Consider the following 18,658-nt stretch of genomic DNA (forward strand, 5'->3'; position numbering starts at 1 on the left):
CTCGCCGCCGAGCTGGCGCCGGCCGGGTCGCGGCTGCATCTGGTGGGGCATTCGCTCGGCGGGCTGGTCGGGCGAGCCGCGGTGCTGGCGAAGTCGGAGCTGTTCGACAGCTTCACGCTGATGAGCTCCGGTCCGGCTGCCGTGACCGGCCAGCGGCGGGCCCTGCTTGACGCCGGCGAGCTGGTGCTGGCCCACCGAGGCATGGCCGGGCTGTGGGCCCAGCTGGAAGCCAGCGCCCAGGCCGACCCGAAGTACGCGCGGTCCTCACCGGCCCTGCGGGACTTCCTGCGGACCCGGTTCATGGCCACCGACCCGGTCGGCTTGCAGGTCATGGGCCAGGAGCTTCGCACCGTCGAGGACCGTACGGATGAGCTGGCCCGGACCGGCCTGCCGATGCTGGTGCTGCACGGTGAGTCCGATGACGCCTGGACGCCGGCGACGCAGGCAGACATGGCCAGGAGGTTGGGCGCCGCCCATGCCGTGATTCCCGCTGCGGCGCACTCACCGGCGGTGGAGAACCCGCGGGCGACCCTTCGAGCGCTGCTGGAGTTCTGGCGCACCCTGCCGTGATGCGCTGACCGGTCGGTTGAGCCGGGCTTCCGGCTCAGGAGCTGGATCCCGGGTCAGGGCTGGATTCCGGCCCAGGGGCTCGATCCCGGATCAGCGGGCTTCCGGCTCAGGGCTGGATTCCGGCTCAGGGCTGACTGGAATCCAGCAGCCCCAGACCGTCCCAACTGGCCCTCGGACGTGATGCGGCCTGTCCTTCGGGGCAGTGTCGGCGGAAGTCGCACCAGCTGCAGCCCGGTCCGGGCACCGGTGCGAAGACCTGCTCCGGCTCGGCCCCGCCGGCCACCTTGTCGGTTGCGGCGACGATGTCGGTCGCGGTCTCCCCGGCACGCCTGAGGTGCTGGCTCAGCGATTCGTCGGTGTGCTCGAAGGCGGCTATCTCGCCGGTGGGCAGGTGATGCAGCTCGACCCGGCGGCAACGCTGATGCAGCGTCCGCTCAGCGGCGACCGCGTACAGGGCCAGAGCCTGCGAGCCCCGGGCGTCGTCGGCATCCAGCCGGGAGCGGCCGGTCTTGTAGTCGACGATGACCAGCTCGCCGTCCCGCTCGTCGATCCGGTCCACCCGGCCGGAGATCGCCAACCGATCGGTCCGGGTCGCCACCGTGCGCTCGACTCCCCTGGGCTCCCGCCGCGGATCGCTGCGTCCAGCTTCGTCAGCCAGGTAGCCGGTTACCCAGTCGGCGGCCTGATCGCGCCAGGCCTCGGACTGCTCGCGGCCGGCGAAACCGTCGTGTTGCCAGTTGCGGATGACCAGCGTGGCCCCGGCTTCGGGTGTCCGCCGCGCCGGTTCCAGCTGCCACCACCGGGCCAGGGCCAGGTGCACGGCAGCCCCGACCGTGTTGTGCGCCCACGGCGGTCCTTTGGGCGGGCTCGGCCGGTCCAGGTAGGTCATCCGGTACCGCCGCGGGCAGTCAAAGTTGGCCAGCTTGGACGGGGTCGCCGCGAACAGGGGCCGAGGCAGCCCCATCAGCTCGAGCTGTTCGGGACCGGCTGTCACCAGCTGCCACCACCCGAGTCGCCGCCACCGCCGCCGCCCCAGTCGCCACCGCCGCCGCCCCAGTCGCCGCCACCGCCGCCCCAGTCGCCGCCGCCCCAGCCGCCGCTGTCGGACTCGGCTGACTCCCGGCCGGCTTCGAAACCGCTGTCATAACCGGTGCCGTAGCCACCGCCGCCCCAACCGCCGCCCCAGCCGCCGAAACCCCAGCCCCAGCCCGGGGACAGGGCCTCGGCGATGAGCAGGGTCTGCCAGAACGGCATCGAGTACCACCCGCCGGCATATCCCCCGCCTCCTGCGAAGTAGTACGGCGCTCCTGGGGTGTAAGCCGGATAACCCCGCACGGTCTGGCCCCCGACATCGAGCTCCTGGGCCTCTGCCAGCTGCGGGGCGGCGGACTCGACGAGCGGGGGCAGCTCCGGGCCGGGGTCGAGGCCGAGCGCCTCTCGGGCGGTCCTGGCTGCCTGCAGGCCCTCCAGGATGCTGCGCCGGGCGCCACCGAGCTGCGCCAGGCTGGTCGCCGTGGCCAGCTGTGAGCCGCCGGAGTTGTACCGCTCAGCAGCGTCGGCCAGCGCCTGCCGGGCGGTGGGGTTGCTGCCGGGTTGCAACGAGGAGACGTCGGCGGCGAGGCGGTCGTAGTAAGGCTGGATCAGGGCCCGGGCGTCGGCCAGCGCCTGCTTGTCCTTGCGCTTGCGACGCCACATGAGCGCGCCGACGCCACCGGCTCCGAGCACTCCGAGCACTCCGAGGGTCGCCCAGCCGCTGCCGCCGGTCGACGCGGTGTCCTCGCTGGTGTCCCCGCCGCCCCGGGAGCCGGTGGCACAGCCCTTGGGCGCGGCATCGACGAGGTCGGCGAAGTCCTTGATCGTCTCGGTCAGGTCGCCGTTGGACCTCAGCTGATCGCGGTTGTCGGCCACCGCCCGACTGGCCAACTGGCTGGCCCGGCCTCTGCACAGATCGCTGGAGGCCGCGTTGAACGTCCGGCCGACGAACACTGCCACCGTGAGCGGGCTGCCGTTATCGACGGCTGAGCCGATCTGGGCCGCAAGCTGGCCCGCGTTGCCGGCATCGCTGGGCAGCACCGCGATCTTGATCGAGGAGTTCAACGCCGATCGGGCGGCCCCCTCGTCCACCTTGGCGTCGGCGGCCGGATCGACGTAGAGGTTGGCAGAGCGCAGGGTGCTGATCGCCTCATCGACATCGGCGAAGGCTGGACCGGCCGTCGCGACCAGCAGGCCAAGAAGTGCCACAGCCAGCAATACCGTCGCCCGCAGCCGGCTCACAGGCATCCCCATCTGGTCACCGGTCCATGTTAGTGGCCAGCCGCCGATGCCTGTTCGTTCATCCACAGGCGCGCCGACCCCGGCTGAGGTCGGCGTGCGGTCAGCGCTTGGAGTGACCGCCCGTTCCGTGCTGGGGAGCCGGCTTGGCCTGGCCCGCGGCCGGCGCGGCGCCGGAGCCGCGCCGGTGACCCTGGACGGCTGCGGTGGGCCGCGTGCCTGCGGTCGGCCGTCCGATGGGGGTGGCAGCTGCCCCCGGCCCGGCGCTCCGGGACGCGGCGCCGACGGACTCGGCGCAGGACGCGGCGACCTTCGGCGCCCCGCCGGCTGCCGTGATCAGCGGACCGAAGCCGGGCCTGGCCAGGACCTCCGCTGGCGACGCGCCGGCCTGGCGCGCGCGGTAGGCACGGCACAGACCGGCCAGCTGGCGCGCCGTGGCTCCCGCCTGCGGGCGCTGGGCAGCCGCGCCCGCGGTCGATGACGGCAGGCCGGTCAGGGTCGGCGCCGTTCGGCCAGGTCCGGGCTGGAGCGGGTGCTCGGCGGGGCGGGTAGGTATGGGAGAGGGCCGGTCACCGGCTGGCGGGGGTTCGGTGAAGATGCCGGACACGGCGTTTCGCAGCGCCGTCGGCACCTCCCCGGCCGCGGCAGTCGCGGCGGTGCCCCCCAGCAGCGTCAGGAGCGCCGCGCAGGCCACCGTGAGGCGCGCTGAGGACCGGCGGGTGAGGCGTGGCTGGCCCGCACGGCCCGGGCGAGCCGTCCCGGCATGGGCCTCGGCGGACCGCGTCCGGTGCGCCCGGAAGGAGGCGATCGCCTGCGAGCGGCCCTTCAACTCTGCGGTCGATGGGGGCGCCGAGGCGGCCGCGAGCAGTTGCCGCAGCGCGGCTGAGTCATCGACAGCCCGGACGAGCTCGTCCTCGTCCGGATGGCGTGGCGACCTGCGGTCGTGAGCGTGGGCCATGACATCTGTTCAGCGCCGACATGGGAGCATCTGTCACACCGCAGCGCATATCACTCAGTCGGGACGGCCCTGCTCCAGCATCGCAGCCAGATTCTTCAGGCCGCGATAGGCCGAGGTGCGGACCGCGCCGGGGCTCTTGCCCAGCACGGCGGCGGCGCTCTTGGCGTCCAGCCCGATGACCGCCCGCAGCAGCACCGCCTCGGCCTGCTCTCGCGGCAGCGCGCCGATCAGGCTCACCGCCGCCGCCGTGGACAGCGCCTCCTCCGCCTGGACCGCGGTGTCGTCGTGGCCGGCCAACGTCAGCAGCGCCTCCCAGGGCGCCAGGCCACCGGGCCGGCGGCTGCGGCTGCGCAGGTGATCCAGCCCGCGATGCCGGCCGATCGTCGCCACCCAGCCTCGGAAGCCGTCAGCATCGCCGATGAAGGTGTCCAGATCACGGCACACCTGCAGCCACGTCTCGGAGGCGATGTCCTCGGCATCCCGGCCGACCAGCACGGTCAGATACCGCAACAGCCCTGGCTGTACGAGCTGATACAGCTCGCTGAAGGCTTCTTCCTCGCCTGCCTGCGCCGCCAGCACGATCGCGGTCAGCTGATCGTCGGTGCGGACCGGCGCCAGGAGCGGCCGATGATCGGGTAGGTCTTCGCCCTCAGGGCGCACCCGAGTCAGCATGTGCGGTTCACAGCGACGCACCCACCTTGCCGCTCGGGTCGATCTCGCAGACCGAACTCGGCAGACGGTACCGGATCAGCTACCCGTCAGGTGGATATTGAGGGTTAATGCGCCGTGTCGATCTGCGGCGGGAGTCAGCCTGTGGATAAAGCCCGAAGGCCCATCCGTGTTCACGGACGGGCCTTCGGCAGACGGCTCGGGGTTCGCGGGGAACCGCAGCCGGTCTAGTAGTAGTGCCTGCGGCCGCCGACGGCCCGGCCCATGCCACCCATGATGGCGAGGATGGCTCCGATCACGAGCAGGATGATCCCCAACCAGGTCAGGATGCTGATGTCGGCGATGAGCCCGATCACGAGCAGGATGATTCCGAGGATGATCACTAGTGCCTCCAGGCAGTGTGCGGTAGGTACGGACGGAGTCGTGCGGGTGGTGAACTAGTACCGAGGATCGACCGGGTCAACCGGATCCCCCGGCTCGATGACGGTCGTGCCACTGCGCCGGTGGATGACATCGGTGCGGCGTCGCGTGTTCAGCATGACCAAGGTGATCAGCAGCCCAAGTATGCCCACGATCATCAGGATCACCCCGATGGTGCTGAGGTCGATCCCGTTCACCTCTTTGGTGATCGCGAACGTCAGGATTGCGCCGCAGGCAATCAGGAAGAGACTGGCTCCTATCCTCATGAATGACTCCTTGTCCGGGATAGAACCGTGGCAGGGGCACCTCGCGCTAGCAGCGATGTGCCCGGCTGTCCGGCTGAGATTCCGTACTCGCCGGGACGACGGTTGACCTATGGGTCCTCAAGGTGTCTGTTCACCTCACCCCATCAGCGCCCGGGCGCCCAGTTTTGTCACACCCGTCCCGGTCAACCCGCCTTCCTGGCCGGCTCGGAACGGACCACGTCGATCCCGGTCGCGAGGCCGATCAGCCGCTGCAGGGACTGGGGGCTGGTGGTTTCGGCGCCCAGGCGGACCGCCTTGCGGGTGCCGTGGTAGTCGGAGGACCCGGTGCAGAACAGGCCGAGCTCAGCGCTCAGCTCGGCCAGCCGAGCCCGGTCGGCGGCCTCATGATCGGGATGGTCGACCTCGATGCCGAGCAGGCCGGGCTCCACCAGGCTTCGCAGCGCAGCCTCATCGAGGATTCGGCCCCGCTTGCGGGCCCAGGGGTGGGCGATCACCGGCACCCCGCCGGCCTGCCGGATCAGTTCGATCGCCAGCTGCACGGGCATCTCGCGCTTGGGCACGTAGTACGGCGAGGAGCTGGACAGCAGGTGCGCGAAGGCGTCGGTGACGCTGTCGACCACGCCGGCCTGCATCAGCGCCTGGCCGATGTGGGGACGCCCGACGGCGCCGCCGCCGGCGATGTCGATGACCTGCTGCCAGCTGATCGGGTAGCCGGCGGCGACCAGCGCGTCGACGATCGCCTCCCCGCGACCCAACCGGCTCTCGCGCATCCGGGCACGTTCGGCTTTGAGCGCCTCGGCCTCCGGATCGAACAGGTAACCAAGCAGGTGCAGGCTGATCCGGACGCCGTCGCTGTCGTGGATGCAGGAGAACTCGGTGCCGCGGATCAGGGTGAAGGCGACCTCCAGCTGCTCTACCGCCGCGATCGCCTCGTTCCACCCGGCGGTGGTGTCGTGATCGGTGATGGCCAGGGTGTGCACGCCGGCCGCCACGGCGTTGCCGATCAGCTCGGCCGGGGTGTCGCTGCCGTCGCTGGCGCTGGTGTGAGCGTGCAAATCGATCATCGGGACACCCTACGTGGACGTGCGGCCGGTGTACGGCCCGGTCGGTGAGCGGGCCTTGAGCAGGCCAGCGGGTGAGCGGGCTGCCGGCGAGCGGGCCGGCCGGCGAGCGGGCCGGCCGGCGAGCGGGCTGGCCGGCGAGCGGGCTCAGTCCACCGCAGGCAGCGGCTCCGTCGGATGATCGCTTGCGGTGTCGGGGCGCCTGCGGATGTTGAGCACCGAGTCGGGCCCGAACAGCAGGGTCGAGACCTCGTGGTAGAGCAGGTCCGGCTTGGGCAGGTATTCGATCCGGCTCATCGCCTGGTGCTGGCCGGCCGACTCCATGACGAAGACGCCATAGCCGAGCAGCCGGCCCATCACCGAACGTTCATAGGTGAGGTCGGTGACCTTCGTCAGCGGCATGATCCCGACCCGCCGGGTGATCACGCCGTTGACGTTGAGGACCCGCTTGTCGGTGATGACGAACTCCTCGGTGGCCCAGAACCACCAGGCGAAGCCGAACCAGCCCAGGGCTCCGAGCAGCCCCAGCACTCCGATGACGGCGAAGAACTGCTCCTCGCTGAGGTAGAGCACGATGAGCAGGGAGACCAGGAACACCGCGCCGCAACTCGCGCCGACCTTGGTCAGGCTGGCCCAGTGCCGCCGGGTGACCACGACCGCCCGCTCGGAGGGGATCAGGTACTTGTCGTGGTCCTTCATGGGTTTGCGACGCCTGCGCCCGCCGGGCTAGTCCCGGAAGCTCCGGATGAACTCGCTGATGCTGGCGAACCCTTGGCCGAGCAGGTGCTGGATGCTCTTCACCACCGCCGCCGCATCGGCGGGCGAGTTCACCACGAAGAAGATGAGGAACGCGATCAGAAGCCACATGCCGATCTTCTTGGCCACGCTCGACTCCTCGACGCCAGTCCGACGCAGTTGCTCCCAACCACAGGTCGAAATGTGTCTACCGGACGTCGCAGGGTTTGAGTGGGAGGCGCTCCCAGTGGCTGCTTGCTGCCTTCCTCGTGACGGGGACGGCCGTCAGTGCCCCGGCCTGAGCCGCAGCGAGAACTCCCCTGTCTCCAGGATCGGCAGGTTCTGGCCGCGCAGATCGGTCACGGCCAGATCCTCGAGCACCGCGTAGCCGGCATCGGCGGGGAAGCTGATCAGCCAGAGCCACACCCCGGCGGCCTCGCCCACGTAGGCGCTGCGGTCGGCATGGCTGTCCGCGACCGGCCAGAGCGGCGTCGGATGGCCCAGAGCATGCACCTTGGCAGCAGGCAACTCCGTCGACACCGGCGGTGGCGCCGCCATCGCGGCGCCGGCGTAGCTCGCCCCCAGCCCGATGCCTGGCTCCTCGGCCACGATCAGCCACTCCCCAACGCCTCCGAGCGGCGCCGGGCCCTGCAGGGACACGACCGTCGCCCGGTATCCGCCCGGCGCGTCCCCGACGGTGGCCAGGCCGGTCAGCACCCATCCCACCGGCATCGGGTCGGGCAGCCACAGCGGCACCTCGGCATGGTCGCGGACGTGGTGGATCGCAGGCTCGTCGATCCTGGTCAGGATGGTCAGCGGCAGAATCTGCCCGTGTCTGGAGCATCGCCAGGTCTTGTCGTACTCGGTCGGGGCTACCAGATCATTGCCGCACCTGGGGCACCATGACGAACCCATCTCCACAAGGTGCCCTGGATCCCCGGGCTTCGTCAATTCGGGCACACTCAGGCCATGTCCATCGCGGCCGCCGGAGGCATCGTCTTCGACGAGCGCCGACGGCTGCTACTGATCCTGCGATCGAAGCCGCCCGCCGCATCGACCTGGTCCTTGCCGGGCGGCAGGTGCGAGCCGGATGAGCTTCCCGAGGCCGCCTGCGTGCGCGAGGTCGCCGAGGAAACCGGCCTTGCGGTCGAGGTGATCCGCTGGGCGGGGCGGGTGCACCGGCTGGCGCCGGGTGGCGGCATCTACGTCATCGATGATTTTCTCTGTCGAGTTATGGGTGGCACGCTCCTGGCCGGCGATGACGCCGCCGATGCCGGGTGGTTCGACCTGGCCGGCATGACCGGACTGCCGCTGGCTGCCGGCCTGCTGGAGGCGCTGGCCGGCTGGAGCCTGCTGCCGGCCTAGCGATCAACTGCTCGGCGCCGGCCTGCCGGGCTGCTCCCCGCCACGGGCGTCGAGGTAGCTCTGCTTGGGCACCATCACCTTGCGCCGGAACAGACAGACCACCGTGCCGTCCTGCTTGTAGCCCTTGGTCTCCACGTAGACCACTCCGCGGTCGTCCTTGGACTTGGACTCCCACTTGTCCAGAACCACGGTTTCGCCGTAGATCGTGTCGCCGTGGAACGTCGGCGCCACATGGCGCAACGATTCGATCTCCAGATTCGCGATGGCCTTGCCGGAGACGTCGGCCACCGACTGGCCCAGCAGCACCGAGTAGACCAGGTTGCCCACCACGACGTTCTTCCCGAACTGGGTCGTCGTCTCGGCATAGTGGGCATCCAGATGCAGGGGGTGGTGGTTCATGGTGATCAGGCAGAAGAGGTGGTCATCGGCTTCGGTGATCGTCTTGCCCGGCCAGTGCCGATAGGTCGCTCCCACCTCGAATTCCTCATAACTACGACCGAACTGCACAGCTACCTCCTCGCGGTTGGCTTGCTTGCTATCGTGCCGGACCTGCCCTGCCGGAGACCGGTTTCCGGCGGGTGCCCTTGGTCACCGATCCGGCGGCGCCCGATCAGCCGAGTTCGACCGGGTCGCGCATCAGGTCGGTCAGGTCGGTCCCGGCGGTCAGCCAGCGCTGCTGGAGCTGCTCGCTGCCGTGCACCCGTGCCCAGGCCAGCTCGGTCTGGGTGGCGGGCAGCACCCGCAGGACGTGGACAGCGGCCAGGTCCGGCACCGCGATCGGCTGCAGCGCGGCGGCGGCCAGAACCCCGCCGGTGCACCGTGAGCCCGAACAGAGCGGCTCACCCAGGTCAACCCGGTTACCCACCTGATACACCACCCCTTCCACCGCCGGAGCCGCGGCAAGCACGGCCAGGTTGCGCCAGAGTGGTTCCGGCCGACCGGCTGCCGACAGCAACAACTCCGCCCGTGGACCGTCCTCGGCCGCCATCATCGCCTCGCCGGGGTCTGACATGGGATGCCGCGACATGCCGAGGCTGAGGTAGTGATCGAGGCGGCCTTCGGGATAGCGGAGGATCTCGATCGGATCCAGGCCCAGGAAGGACACCGAGGCCCGGGCCGGCGCGACCTCGAAATGCAGGCGGTACGCGGCTTCGACACGCTGCAGGATGTCCGGAGAGCCAGGCATCCCTGGACGCTATCGCTCGGCCACCGACGGACTCGGCTCAGCCCCGGAAGGACGCCGCGATCTGCTCCTCCACGGCCGCATAGCTCTGGCCGGCGTGGTTGAGCAGGCTGCCGATGCCTTCCAGAGCGGCCGTCAGCCCTTCGGCGTTCTTGTTGAACTGCTCGTACAGCGCTGCGAACTGGGTGGCGGCAGCACCTGACCAGTCGGCGCCGAACAGCGGCGTCAACTGGGTCTTCAGGCTGACCTGCTGCCCCCGAATGTCGATGGCGGTCCGGGCGCAACTGCCGCCCAAGGTGCTGAGTTGCTGGGGCGAGACTTTCAAACCCGTCATGTGTGGTCCTTTCCGTGGATGTCCGGCCGTGGGCTGAATCCGTTCAACCGTAGGGGTATTCGGGCGCCGATCGGCGTCGAGAACGAGCTCCTGTGGATAAGCGTCGGTTATCCACAGAAGCACAACTGACCAGCCGCCCAGCTCGCTGAACCGGCAACACTCACAGCCATGCAGGTGACAGTGACGCTCCGATCAGGGGATCGCGAACGAGACATCGAAGTGGCCGCCGAGGGCGGCGCGACGGTCGAGCAGCTGCGGCCGTTGTTCGGCGATGTGATGTCCGATCCCTCGACGACTGCGCTGTTCAGCGCGGGCAGGCCCTTGCCGCCAACGGCCTTGCTGGGCGATCCCGGCCTGCGATCGGGATGCGTGATCACCATGGCCGCCGGCGGCACCCGGCCGCCACCGGCTGGCTCCGCGCTGCAGCTCCGGGTCGTCAGCGGCCCCGACAGCGGCCAGCTGATCGCTCTGCCCCGCGGCCGCCTTCTGATCGGGCGCTCCTGCGAGGCTGACCTGCGGCTCGACGACCCGGACGTCTCCCGACGGCACGCCGAGCTTCTGGTCGACCTGCGCGGCATCTCGGTCCATGATCTGGGCTCCACCAACGGCACCTGGCTCGACGGCGCGCCGGTGACATCGGAGCTCCAGCCTCTGCAGCCGGGTCAGATGCTCGCCATCGGCAGATCACGGCTGTGCGTTCAGGCCGTCTCCGAGCCGCCGGCGGCGGTCACGGCCGACGGCAAGGGCGGCCTGCTGGTGCATCGATCACCCCGCATCCCGGAGCCGATCCCGCATCAGCCCGTGGAGTTTCCCTCTGAACCGGCCGCTGGGCACCGGCCTCGCCTGCAATGGCTGACCGCGCTGACGCCAGCCGCGTTCGGTGTCGGCTGCGCGATCGTTCTGCACAACAACCAATTCCTCGCCTTCGCGCTGCTGAGCCCGGTCACCGTGTTGACCGCGGCAGCGGTCGAGCGCAGGCACTGGCGTCGAGGCAGCGCCAAGGCACGGGCATCGCACGCGCAGGCCGACGCGGCCGTCCGCGCTGAGCTCGATACCCGATTGGCAGCGGAGCGGAGCCGTCGGAGCCACGACTTCCCCGACGCCGCTGCCGTGCTGCAGGCCGCACGCCTGCCGGACTGCCGGCTGTGGGAACGGCGCCCCGGCGACACGGCGTTTCTCACTGTCCGGCTGGGGACCGCCGATCAGCCCGCCCGCACCGCGGCATCGAGCTCCGGGCGCTTGCTGCCGCCCGAAGTGATCGCGGTGGCGCCAGCCACGGTGTCGCTCCTGGATGGCCCGCTCGGGGTGGCGGGGCCGCTGCCACTGGCGCGCGGCTCGGCGCGTCTGGTGCTGGGGCAGCTGCTGGCATTGCACTCGCCGCGCGACCTTTCGGTGGTCGCGCTGCTGGACGGTGACCTCGATGAATGGCGGTGGCTCAGGTGGGCACGTGCGACGGTGAAGGCCGTCGCAACCGAGCCGGCCAGGCGCCGCGCGCTGCTGGCCGAGCTGACGGGCATCGTCGCCGACCGTCGAGCTCACCATTCCGGCGGTAGCTGGCCCGGCTCATGGATCGTGGTGCTGCTGGACCGGGCCAGCGGGTTGGCTGGTCTGGAAGCCCTTGGGTCGGTGCTGGAACAGGGCCCGGCGGTGGGCGTGACCGCTGTGTGCGTCGATGAGGAGGCTCGGCTGTTGCCGCCATCGTGCCGGTCAATGGCTGTGCTCACGTCCGAGACCGGCTCCGCGATGGAACTCCGCCAGGCCGGCCGGTCGGCTTTGCTCGCCGTTCCCGACCGGGTCTCGCCGCGCTGGGCCGACCAGCTCGCACGCTCGCTGGCCCCGCTGCGCGACGAGGACTCGATCGCCGCTGCGGAGTTGCCCCACCAGGTCTGGCTGGCAGACCTGCTCGGAGATGCTGAGGTCAGCGCGCGGACGTTGCTGCGCCGTTGGGCTGTGCCGGCGCCAGCCGCCACACCGATCGGAATCGCGTCGAGCGGCCTGGTGGAAGTCGACCTGCTGCGGGACGGGCCGCACCTGCTCATCGCTGGCTCCACCGGCTCGGGCAAGTCGGAGTTGTTGCGCAGCCTGGTGACCGGACTGGCCACCCGGCATGCCCCGGACGACGTCGCCTTCGTGCTGATCGACTACAAGGGTGGGGCTGCCTTCGCCGAATGTGCCGGATTCCCGCACACGCTGGGCTTGGTGACCGACCTGGACGGCCATCTGACCAGTCGCGCCCTGACCTCCCTCAATGCCGAGATCCGCCGCCGGGAAACCGCCTTTGCCGAGGCCGGCGTCGCTGACCTCGACGACTACCGGCGATCACCGCTCCACGTGCTCCCCCCGCTGCCGCGGCTGGTCCTAGTGGTCGACGAGTTCGCCTATCTGGCCGAGGAGCTGCCGAACTTCCTCTCCGGCCTGATCGGGATCGCCCAACGCGGCCGGTCGCTGGGCCTGCATCTGGTGCTGGCCACCCAGCGGCCGGCCGGTGTGGTCTCTCCGCAGATACGGGCCAATATCTCTTCGCGGATCGCCCTCAGGGTCACCGAGGCGGCGGAATCACAGGACGTGCTCGGCAGCGATGTGGCCCACCGAGTTCCGAAGAACCAGCCGGGACGCGGCTTCGCCCGTCTGGCTGACGGCCTGATCGAGTTCCAGGCCGCACGAACCGGGCGGCGGGTCCTCGCCCCCGAGCCGGTCACGATCACGACGCTGGATGCCTGGAACCGGAGCGAGCCTGCTGCCGCCCCCGAATTAGCCCAGGACCACCTGCTGCGAGCAGCGATGCTGGAGGCGGTCGCCGAGCTGAAGCGACCGCTGCCCCCACGTCCATGGCTGCCACCGCTGCCTGCCCGGCTGACAACCTCCGAACTCGGCATGGATCTGGCAGCGCCGTTCGGCATCCGGTTCGGGCTTACCGATGATCCCGGCCGGCAGCGGCAGTTCGCCGCAACCCATGATCTGACCCACGGCGGATCCATCGGTTACATCGGCGGCCCGAGGTCCGGGCGCACCAGCGCGCTGCACACCTTCGTGGGCCGAGCCTGCGAACAACTCCGTCCGGATCAGCTTCACCTCTACGTGCTGGACTGTTCCGGCCAGAGCTTCCAGCACTTCTCCGATCTCCCGCACTGCGGGGCGGTGGTGAACCGCGACGACCCGAGCGCGGTAGCACGGCTGAGCGCCAAACTCGTCGAAGAGGTCAGCGCCAGGCAACGCATGCTGGCCGCTCTGGGTGTCGGGTCTCTGGCCGAGGCGCATCTGGCCGGCACGCCGCTGCCGGTGATGGTGGTGGCCCTGGACGGCTGGGAAGGGTTCGCCTCGCTCAGTGACGACTACGACGCGGGCCGGTCGGTGGAGGCTCTGCTCCGCCTGCTGCGTGATGGCGCAGCGGTGGGGATCACGGTGCTGATCGCGGGCGGGCGGGCGATGCTGGGTTTGCGGGTCGGCCCTGCGCTCAATCAGAAGCTGTTGCTCGCGCTCAACGATCGCCATGACTACGTCAGCGCCGGGCTGAGCGCGGCGAGCCTTCCGATCCGGTTCGGGCCTGGCCGGGCCGTCAGCGCCGGTGATGGCCTTGAGATCCAGCTGGCCCTGCTCGCCAGTGCTGAGGGCGACGGGACCGAGCGGGCAGCCGTGCGCCGGATCAGCCCAGCTGGCTCGGCGCCTCCGACCGGCGGGCCGAGCATCCGGCTCAGGAGCTTGCCGGCATCGATCCGCCAAACAGATCTGGCGTTCTGGCCGGCCGGTCGTCACACCCTCAAAGGGGAACTGCCCGATCAACCTGCTGAGTGCCTGCTCGGCGTCGGTGGCGATGACGCCCATCCGATCTGGGAACAGCTATTCGCCGACCACGCCAGATTCCTGATCTCCGGCCCGCCGCTGAGCGGTCGAAGCACCACAGCCATCGTCATCGCCCGCCAAGCGCTGCAGGCCGGATTGGAAGTTCTGGTCGCCGCTCCCCCGCGATCGCTGCTCGCGGCCTGGGCGAGCAAGCAGGGCCTCGATGTCCTCACCCCGGATGGGCCGGTCCACCGGGGTGAGGCCTGCGATGCCTTCGCCGGGCAGGTGGTGCTCATCGACGATGCGGAGCAGTTCACCGACACCGCGAGCGGAAGCCTGTTGACCGAGATCGCTACCAGCCACCGTGCCGCGGTGATAGCCGGAGCACGCTCGGATGACCTGGCGACGAGCTTTCGCGGACCGGCCGCCACGATGCGCCGACGCCGAACCGGCCTGCTGCTGCAGCCGAGCCCCGCCGACGGTGACCTGTTCGGCATCCGAATAGGTCCTCATCGGACGCCTGCTCCACCGGGACGCGGGCTGCTGGTGACCGACGCGGTCCGCCGAACGGCGCCCGACGGCCTGGCCCTGCAGGTAGCGATATGAGGCGGGCAGCTAGCGCAACTGCGCGAGCAGGTCTTCGATCTCCTGCGTCGCGTACCAGGAAAGCTCGAAGCCCTCGGCGTCATCGACTGCTTCCTCGGCGGCGGGATCACCCAGGTCCGCAGCGTCGATCTGCTCCGCGGCGGTGGCGACCGTGGCCTCGGCCTCGGCATCATCGGCGTGCACTGAGGCGCACCAGGCCAGCGGGATCTCCACAGCTATTCGGACGACCCCCCGGTCAAGGTCATCCCGGACGGCGACCGAGCCGTCAGCGACATCTGCCGAGATCACGAACCGCCGTCTCGCGGCGGCCGGATCAGCCGCGATCAGCCGCAGCGCCGCCCTGGCTGCCTCGGCCGAGGCCGCGTACTCCAGCGCTTCCAGATCGTCGTCGAGGTAGTACTCCCGCAAGCCCGGAGTCACGGCGAAGCCGGTCAAGGGGGCCGGGCCCAGCACACCGGTGCTCGCCAGGGTGTCCAGGGTGGTGGAGGTGGCTGGCAGGTAGACCCTCATGCGGTACCCGTCTCCGGCACCGCGAAGCCCTGCTGTCTCTGCTGCTCCCGAAGTGTGGCGGCCGCCGTGCGCATCGCGGTGTGCAGCACCGCCGTCCGGCGCCTGGGATTCATCAGGTTGGCGCCCATCGCGGCCAGATCCTCCGGCCCGGGCGTGAGCAGGGTGACCTGCGTCCCGGCCTTCTGCAGCACGGCGATGTCGTTGCTGATGCCCCGCGTGATCGACCGCCGGATCCGCCGTTCGAGCCGCGCGGCCGGCGAACGAGGGCTGTCCGGCTCGACGGCGGCCATCGGCGCGAGCACGAACACCTCGTCCAGATCCTGTCCGGCAAGCAGGTCGACGGAGGCGTTGGAGACCGCTCCACCATCGATGTACGGACGGGAATCGATGGACACCGGGGCGTACCAGGCCGGTATCGCGCAGGAGGCGCAGACCGCGTCTGCCAGGCCGGTGACCGGCGCGCCCTCGCGGCCGAAGACCGTCCGGCGGCCGGTGGAGTAATCGGCGGCGACGATCCAGGTTCGCGGCGGCCAGGTCGCGGCGCCCGCTGTTTCGGCGAGGACGCTGTCGATCATCCGATGGATCGGCTGGAGGCTGCCCCTTCCCCGGGGCAACAAGCCGGACAGCGCGAGCACCGGCGACACGCTGGTGGGACGGCGGATGCCATCCCACACCAGCCGCGGCGAGCCTGGCCACCACACCGGCCGGGGTGGACGGCTGCCGCCGGTGTCGAGGTCGGAATTCCAGCTGATCGGCGGATCTTCCGGAAGCGGCATGCCGATCTGATGGCGGCGGATCCCATCGACATCCAGGCCGCAGCCGAGCAACCCGGCGACGACCGACCCTGCCGAGGTGCCGACCCGCAGGTCATGGGGAGCCGGCTCGACCCCCAGCTCGTGCTGCAGAGCGGTGAGCGTGCCGACCATCCATGCGAAACCGAGCACGCCACCGCTCCCGAAGACGAACGCCCGGCGGACCGGCGTGGAGCTACCAGCCATCCCTCAGTTCCCTTCCGCAGGGCCTTCGACGAACACCAGCCTGCCGTAGGCAAGGTATGCCATACCGCAGCCGTTCGTGCGGAGCTTTCGTCAGCGATCGACTCCGCTGGCCAGCTGACATCAGCGCCGGCGGGCGGCAGTGGACGCGGCGACCAGCTCGGCCAGCGACTCCTCGATCAGGGAGCCGAGCACCTCGACGTCGTGCATCGCATCCCGGTCGGCGTTGAGGCCGAAGAACACCCCGCCGTCATAGGAGGTCAGGCCGATGGAGACGGCCTGCCCGGCAGCCAGCGGAATCACCGGAAACATCTCCAGCATCCTGGCCCCGGAGGCGTACAGCGGAAACTGCGGTCCTGGCACGTTGGTGACCACCACGTTGAACAGCCGTCGGGTGAAGCTGTTCGCCGCCCGAGCGCCCAACGCATGCAGGGTCGGCGGCGCGAAGCCGGACAGCGCCGCCAGCGCCTCGGCGCCCACCGACTGGCCGGATTCCTTGTGAGCCTTCATCGCATAGCTGACCTGGCTCAGCCGCACCATCGGGTTCGCCTCACCGACCGGCAGGTCCACCAGGTAGGACGACACCCGACTGCCGGGCTGCCCCGAGTCGCTGTCGCCCTGGATGCTGACCGGGACCATCGCTCGAACCGTCGTCGAGGGCGTGACCGGCTCGCCGCGGGAGAGCAACCACCCTCTGATGGCGCCGGCCACAGTGGCCAGCACCACGTCGTTCACCGTGCCGCCACGGTGTTTGCGCACCTTCCGGTAGTCCTCGAGCTCTGTCCTGGCCACGGCGAACCGGCGTTGGGACCCGATCACGCTGTTGAGCGGAGAATCAGGGGCAGACCGGGCGACGATCCGGGCGGCCGACAGCACGCCGGTGACCGCCGCCGACACCTGCGACGCTACGTTCCGGGCATCCGCCAGGCCGATCCGGACGGTATCGGCTACCGCGGTAGGCCGCCGGATCAGCTCGGTCACCGCATCCATGAGCAGGGTGGCCGAGCCGGGCTCCGGCCGTGGCATCCAGAAGTCCTCGGGAATCTCGCGCGGCGCCGGGGTGGTGTCCAGGATGACCTGGGCGATGTCCACCGCGCTGATGCCGTCGACCATCGCGTGATGGGTCTTGTGGATCACCGCGAACCGGCCACCGGCCAGTCCTTCGACCAGATACATCTCCCACAGCGGGCGGTTGCGGTCCAGCGCCCGCGACTGCACCCTGGCCACCAGCTCCCGCAACTGCTCGTCGGAGCCAGGACGCGGCAGCGCCGAGCGCCGGACGTGATACCCGAGGTCGAAGTCACCGTCATCGACCCACACCGGGTTGGCCAGGTGGCCCGGAATCGACCTCACCTTTTGCCGGTAGCGCGGCACCAGCGAGATCCGGCGCTCGATCAGGTCCACGAACGTGTCGTAGTCGAAGCCTTCCGACGGCGGCTCGAACACCGCCAGGCCGCCCACATGCATCGGCGTCGTCCGGCCTTCCAAATACAGGAACGACACGTCCAGCGGGTTCAACCTGTCTGCCATGGTTGCGAGAACTCCTTCACTGGGCAGCGCCGGGGGCGAGGACCGGGGCACGCCCGGCGGACGGGACCGTGGGGAGCCGACAGTTACACGCTACTTGCGCCGCCGCCCCCGCCGTGGCGAGGGAACACCGCAGATCGCAACGGCCAGTTCCGTGACGGCCGAGCGCAGCGGGCTGGCCGGCGCCGCTTCGGCCAGGGTCTGCCCTGCCATTGCCGCGGCATCCAGTCCGGGCAGGTCATAGGGCAGCAGCGCCACGCTGGACTGGCCGACGAACCGTTGCAGCGCGGCGTTGAGCTCGATCTCGGGCTTGCCGGGCACCGCGCTGCGCCGTACCCGGTTCAGCACGATCCAGACCGGGGTGTCGGGGACGGCGGCCCGCAGCTCACCCAGCCCCCGGACCAGCCGTTGCATGCCGATCGGGTCGGCCGAACCCACCGCCAGGATCAGATCCGACTCCTCCAGCACCGCCAGGGTCGCTCCGTTGCGTCGGGGCGCCAGCGTGTCGAAGCTCAGCTCCTCATCGGTCTCCAGGGCGAAACCCGCGTCAACCACGGTGTAGTCCGCCAGTCCACGCGCTACGGCCAGCACCGCCTCAAGCGCGGTGCTACGCAGTTCCGGCCAGCGATCGGCCCGCGAGATGCCGGTCAACACCCGCAGCTGCGCGCTGACCTGCCAGCACAGCGCCGCCAGGCCCTCGACGTCCAATCTGCGGGACTGGGCTTGCCTGCAGGCCGCGACCAGGCCGGGGGACTCATCCAGCAATCCGAACACCGCAGCGACGACGCCGCCGTAGACGTCGGCGTCGATCAGCAGCGACGGCTGGCCCAACCGGGCCAGCTCGTCGGCGAGCGTGGCAGCGGTCGTCGTGCGGCCCGGAGCGCCGGTGGGACCCCAGACGGCGATCACCTTTCCCGATCGGGCACGTGCCGGCTCGGCCGGATCCTCGGGCGTCACGGTTCGCGCTCCGGACCGTCCGCCGGTCCCTGGACCAGCCGGCTCGCGTCGCTGAGGGTCAGAGATCGACGAGCCGGTCGCGAACGCCGGATCGCCGAAGGCGTGCTGGGATCGAACACCCTCCGACGCCGACCGTTCGGCCATTGCCGCTTGGATCACCGCGGTGAACACCGCTGCCGCGGCATCGGAGGGAACGAAGAACCTGATGCCCGCGTCCTGCAACCGCTCGATATCGCCCTCGACACCTGGGAGGACTACCCCGACGACTGCGACCGCAGCGGCAGCCAGCCGATCCACGGCGTCGGCGTCCAGCCGCCGCAGCTGGGCATCGACCAGGGCCGCGACGACCTGGCCGGAACCGGCCACCGCCAGCAATTCGACGAGGTCGACGCACCGCCGGACCACGGTGATCCCCTCACCGCCATCGCTGCGGCCCAACTCCGCCAGCAGC

The 18,658-nt window shown here is 70.2% G+C and carries 20 protein-coding genes; 3 read left to right on the top strand and 17 right to left on the bottom strand.

Features of this window, described 5'->3' with window-relative positions; all coding sequences use genetic code 11:
• Positions 1 to 570: alpha/beta fold hydrolase (locus VF612_RS05875; protein WP_408658921.1), on the top strand; the 570-nt coding region annotated here is incomplete at its 5' end.
• Between the two features lie 124 nt (positions 571 to 694).
• Here the strand turns inward: VF612_RS05875 and VF612_RS05880 are convergent.
• From VF612_RS05880 to VF612_RS05925, 10 genes are all read right to left on the bottom strand, one after another.
• On the bottom strand, positions 695 to 1,534 hold the full coding sequence (locus VF612_RS05880) for a RecB family exonuclease (protein WP_408658940.1): 840 nt from the start codon (positions 1,532 to 1,534) through the stop codon (positions 695 to 697).
• A gap of 26 nt (positions 1,535 to 1,560) precedes the next feature.
• Positions 1,561 to 2,856 (bottom strand): LPXTG cell wall anchor domain-containing protein, encoded by a 1,296-nt coding sequence (locus tag VF612_RS05885; RefSeq protein WP_408658922.1) that lies wholly within the window; start codon positions 2,854 to 2,856, stop codon positions 1,561 to 1,563.
• 88 nt (positions 2,857 to 2,944) lie between these two features.
• Entirely contained in the window at positions 2,945 to 3,799 is an 855-nt protein-coding gene (locus VF612_RS05890; RefSeq protein ID WP_408658923.1) for a hypothetical protein, read from the bottom strand.
• 54 nt (positions 3,800 to 3,853) lie between these two features.
• Positions 3,854 to 4,459 carry an RNA polymerase sigma factor gene (locus VF612_RS05895; RefSeq protein ID WP_408658924.1) on the bottom strand — a complete coding sequence of 202 codons (606 nt, stop codon included), beginning with the start codon at positions 4,457 to 4,459 and terminating at the stop codon, positions 3,854 to 3,856.
• A gap of 236 nt (positions 4,460 to 4,695) precedes the next feature.
• Positions 4,696 to 4,851: a DUF6131 family protein gene (locus VF612_RS05900; RefSeq protein ID WP_408658925.1), complete on the bottom strand. Its 156-nt coding sequence runs from the start codon at positions 4,849 to 4,851 to the stop codon at positions 4,696 to 4,698.
• Positions 4,852 to 4,905: 54 nt separating this feature from the next.
• A complete protein-coding gene (locus VF612_RS05905) occupies positions 4,906 to 5,154 on the bottom strand; it encodes a DUF6458 family protein (protein ID WP_408658926.1) in 249 nt (82 codons plus the stop codon).
• A gap of 182 nt (positions 5,155 to 5,336) precedes the next feature.
• On the bottom strand, positions 5,337 to 6,218 hold the full coding sequence (locus tag VF612_RS05910; protein WP_408658927.1) for a PHP domain-containing protein: 882 nt from the start codon (positions 6,216 to 6,218) through the stop codon (positions 5,337 to 5,339).
• Positions 6,219 to 6,362: 144 nt separating this feature from the next.
• A complete protein-coding gene (locus tag VF612_RS05915; protein WP_408658928.1) occupies positions 6,363 to 6,914 on the bottom strand; it encodes a PH domain-containing protein in 552 nt (183 codons plus the stop codon).
• Between the two features lie 27 nt (positions 6,915 to 6,941).
• The gene (locus VF612_RS05920; protein ID WP_408658929.1) at positions 6,942 to 7,100 is read right to left on the bottom strand and encodes a hypothetical protein; all 159 of its coding nucleotides are present in this window, start codon (positions 7,098 to 7,100) and stop codon (positions 6,942 to 6,944) included.
• Between the two features lie 135 nt (positions 7,101 to 7,235).
• Positions 7,236 to 7,865 (bottom strand): DUF6758 family protein, encoded by a 630-nt coding sequence (locus VF612_RS05925; RefSeq protein WP_408658930.1) that lies wholly within the window; start codon positions 7,863 to 7,865, stop codon positions 7,236 to 7,238.
• Between the two features lie 54 nt (positions 7,866 to 7,919).
• Here VF612_RS05925 and VF612_RS05930 point away from each other — a divergent pair, with 54 nt between their 5' ends.
• Positions 7,920 to 8,315 carry an NUDIX domain-containing protein gene (locus VF612_RS05930; RefSeq protein WP_408658931.1) on the top strand — a complete coding sequence of 132 codons (396 nt, stop codon included), beginning with the start codon at positions 7,920 to 7,922 and terminating at the stop codon, positions 8,313 to 8,315.
• Positions 8,316 to 8,318: 3 nt separating this feature from the next.
• On the opposite strand, the gene VF612_RS05935 is transcribed toward VF612_RS05930, so the two are convergent.
• From VF612_RS05935 to VF612_RS05945, 3 genes are all read right to left on the bottom strand, one after another.
• Complete coding sequence (locus tag VF612_RS05935; RefSeq protein WP_408658932.1) at positions 8,319 to 8,822, bottom strand: MaoC family dehydratase; 504 nt, start codon at positions 8,820 to 8,822, stop codon at positions 8,319 to 8,321.
• Positions 8,823 to 8,925: 103 nt separating this feature from the next.
• Positions 8,926 to 9,501, bottom strand: a complete 576-nt coding sequence (locus VF612_RS05940) for a suppressor of fused domain protein (protein WP_408658933.1) — start codon at positions 9,499 to 9,501, stop codon at positions 8,926 to 8,928.
• Between the two features lie 37 nt (positions 9,502 to 9,538).
• Positions 9,539 to 9,832, bottom strand: coding sequence for a WXG100 family type VII secretion target (locus VF612_RS05945; RefSeq protein WP_408658934.1), 294 nt, complete (start codon positions 9,830 to 9,832; stop codon positions 9,539 to 9,541).
• A gap of 219 nt (positions 9,833 to 10,051) precedes the next feature.
• On the opposite strand from VF612_RS05945, the gene VF612_RS05950 reads away from it, so the two are divergent.
• Complete coding sequence (locus VF612_RS05950; protein WP_408658935.1) at positions 10,052 to 14,218, top strand: FtsK/SpoIIIE domain-containing protein; 4,167 nt, start codon at positions 10,052 to 10,054, stop codon at positions 14,216 to 14,218.
• A 9-nt stretch (positions 14,219 to 14,227) separates the two neighbouring features.
• Here the strand turns inward: VF612_RS05950 and VF612_RS05955 are convergent, their stop codons facing one another.
• From VF612_RS05955 to VF612_RS05970, 4 genes are all read right to left on the bottom strand, one after another.
• Positions 14,228 to 14,728, bottom strand: coding sequence for a DUF6912 family protein (locus VF612_RS05955; RefSeq protein WP_408658936.1), 501 nt, complete (start codon positions 14,726 to 14,728; stop codon positions 14,228 to 14,230).
• Positions 14,725 to 15,726 (bottom strand): patatin-like phospholipase family protein, encoded by a 1,002-nt coding sequence (locus VF612_RS05960; RefSeq protein ID WP_408658937.1) that lies wholly within the window; start codon positions 15,724 to 15,726, stop codon positions 14,725 to 14,727. The genes VF612_RS05955 and VF612_RS05960 overlap by 4 nt, the downstream gene beginning before the upstream one ends.
• Before the next feature lie 120 nt (positions 15,727 to 15,846).
• Entirely contained in the window at positions 15,847 to 17,253 is a 1,407-nt protein-coding gene (locus VF612_RS05965) for a WS/DGAT/MGAT family O-acyltransferase (RefSeq protein WP_408658938.1), read from the bottom strand.
• Between the two features lie 90 nt (positions 17,254 to 17,343).
• On the bottom strand, positions 17,344 to 18,658 hold a 1,315-nt coding region (locus tag VF612_RS05970), incomplete at its 5' end, for an AAA family ATPase (RefSeq protein ID WP_408658939.1).

Source organism: Jatrophihabitans sp. (assembly GCF_036388195.1).
GTDB lineage: Bacteria > Actinomycetota > Actinomycetes > Mycobacteriales > Jatrophihabitantaceae > Jatrophihabitans_A.

Bases quoted from the DNA above. Each gene is read 5' to 3' on its own strand.
- VF612_RS05880 (WP_408658940.1), bottom strand. From the start codon at position 1,534: ATGGGGCTGCCTCGGCCCCTGTTCGCGGCGACCCCGTCCAAGCTGGCC.
- VF612_RS05885 (WP_408658922.1), bottom strand. From the start codon at position 2,856: ATGGGGATGCCTGTGAGCCGGCTGCGGGCGACGGTATTGCTGGCTGTG.
- VF612_RS05890 (WP_408658923.1), bottom strand. From the start codon at position 3,799: ATGGCCCACGCTCACGACCGCAGGTCGCCACGCCATCCGGACGAGGAC.
- VF612_RS05905 (WP_408658926.1), bottom strand. From the start codon at position 5,154: ATGAGGATAGGAGCCAGTCTCTTCCTGATTGCCTGCGGCGCAATCCTG.
- VF612_RS05910 (WP_408658927.1), bottom strand. From the start codon at position 6,218: ATGATCGATTTGCACGCTCACACCAGCGCCAGCGACGGCAGCGACACC.
- VF612_RS05915 (WP_408658928.1), bottom strand. From the start codon at position 6,914: ATGAAGGACCACGACAAGTACCTGATCCCCTCCGAGCGGGCGGTCGTG.
- VF612_RS05925 (WP_408658930.1), bottom strand. From the start codon at position 7,865: ATGGGTTCGTCATGGTGCCCCAGGTGCGGCAATGATCTGGTAGCCCCG.
- VF612_RS05930 (WP_408658931.1), top strand. From the start codon at position 7,920: ATGTCCATCGCGGCCGCCGGAGGCATCGTCTTCGACGAGCGCCGACGG.
- VF612_RS05940 (WP_408658933.1), bottom strand. From the start codon at position 9,501: ATGCCTGGCTCTCCGGACATCCTGCAGCGTGTCGAAGCCGCGTACCGC.
- VF612_RS05945 (WP_408658934.1), bottom strand. From the start codon at position 9,832: ATGACGGGTTTGAAAGTCTCGCCCCAGCAACTCAGCACCTTGGGCGGC.
- VF612_RS05955 (WP_408658936.1), bottom strand. From the start codon at position 14,728: ATGAGGGTCTACCTGCCAGCCACCTCCACCACCCTGGACACCCTGGCG.
- VF612_RS05960 (WP_408658937.1), bottom strand. From the start codon at position 15,726: ATGGCTGGTAGCTCCACGCCGGTCCGCCGGGCGTTCGTCTTCGGGAGC.
- VF612_RS05965 (WP_408658938.1), bottom strand. From the start codon at position 17,253: ATGGCAGACAGGTTGAACCCGCTGGACGTGTCGTTCCTGTATTTGGAA.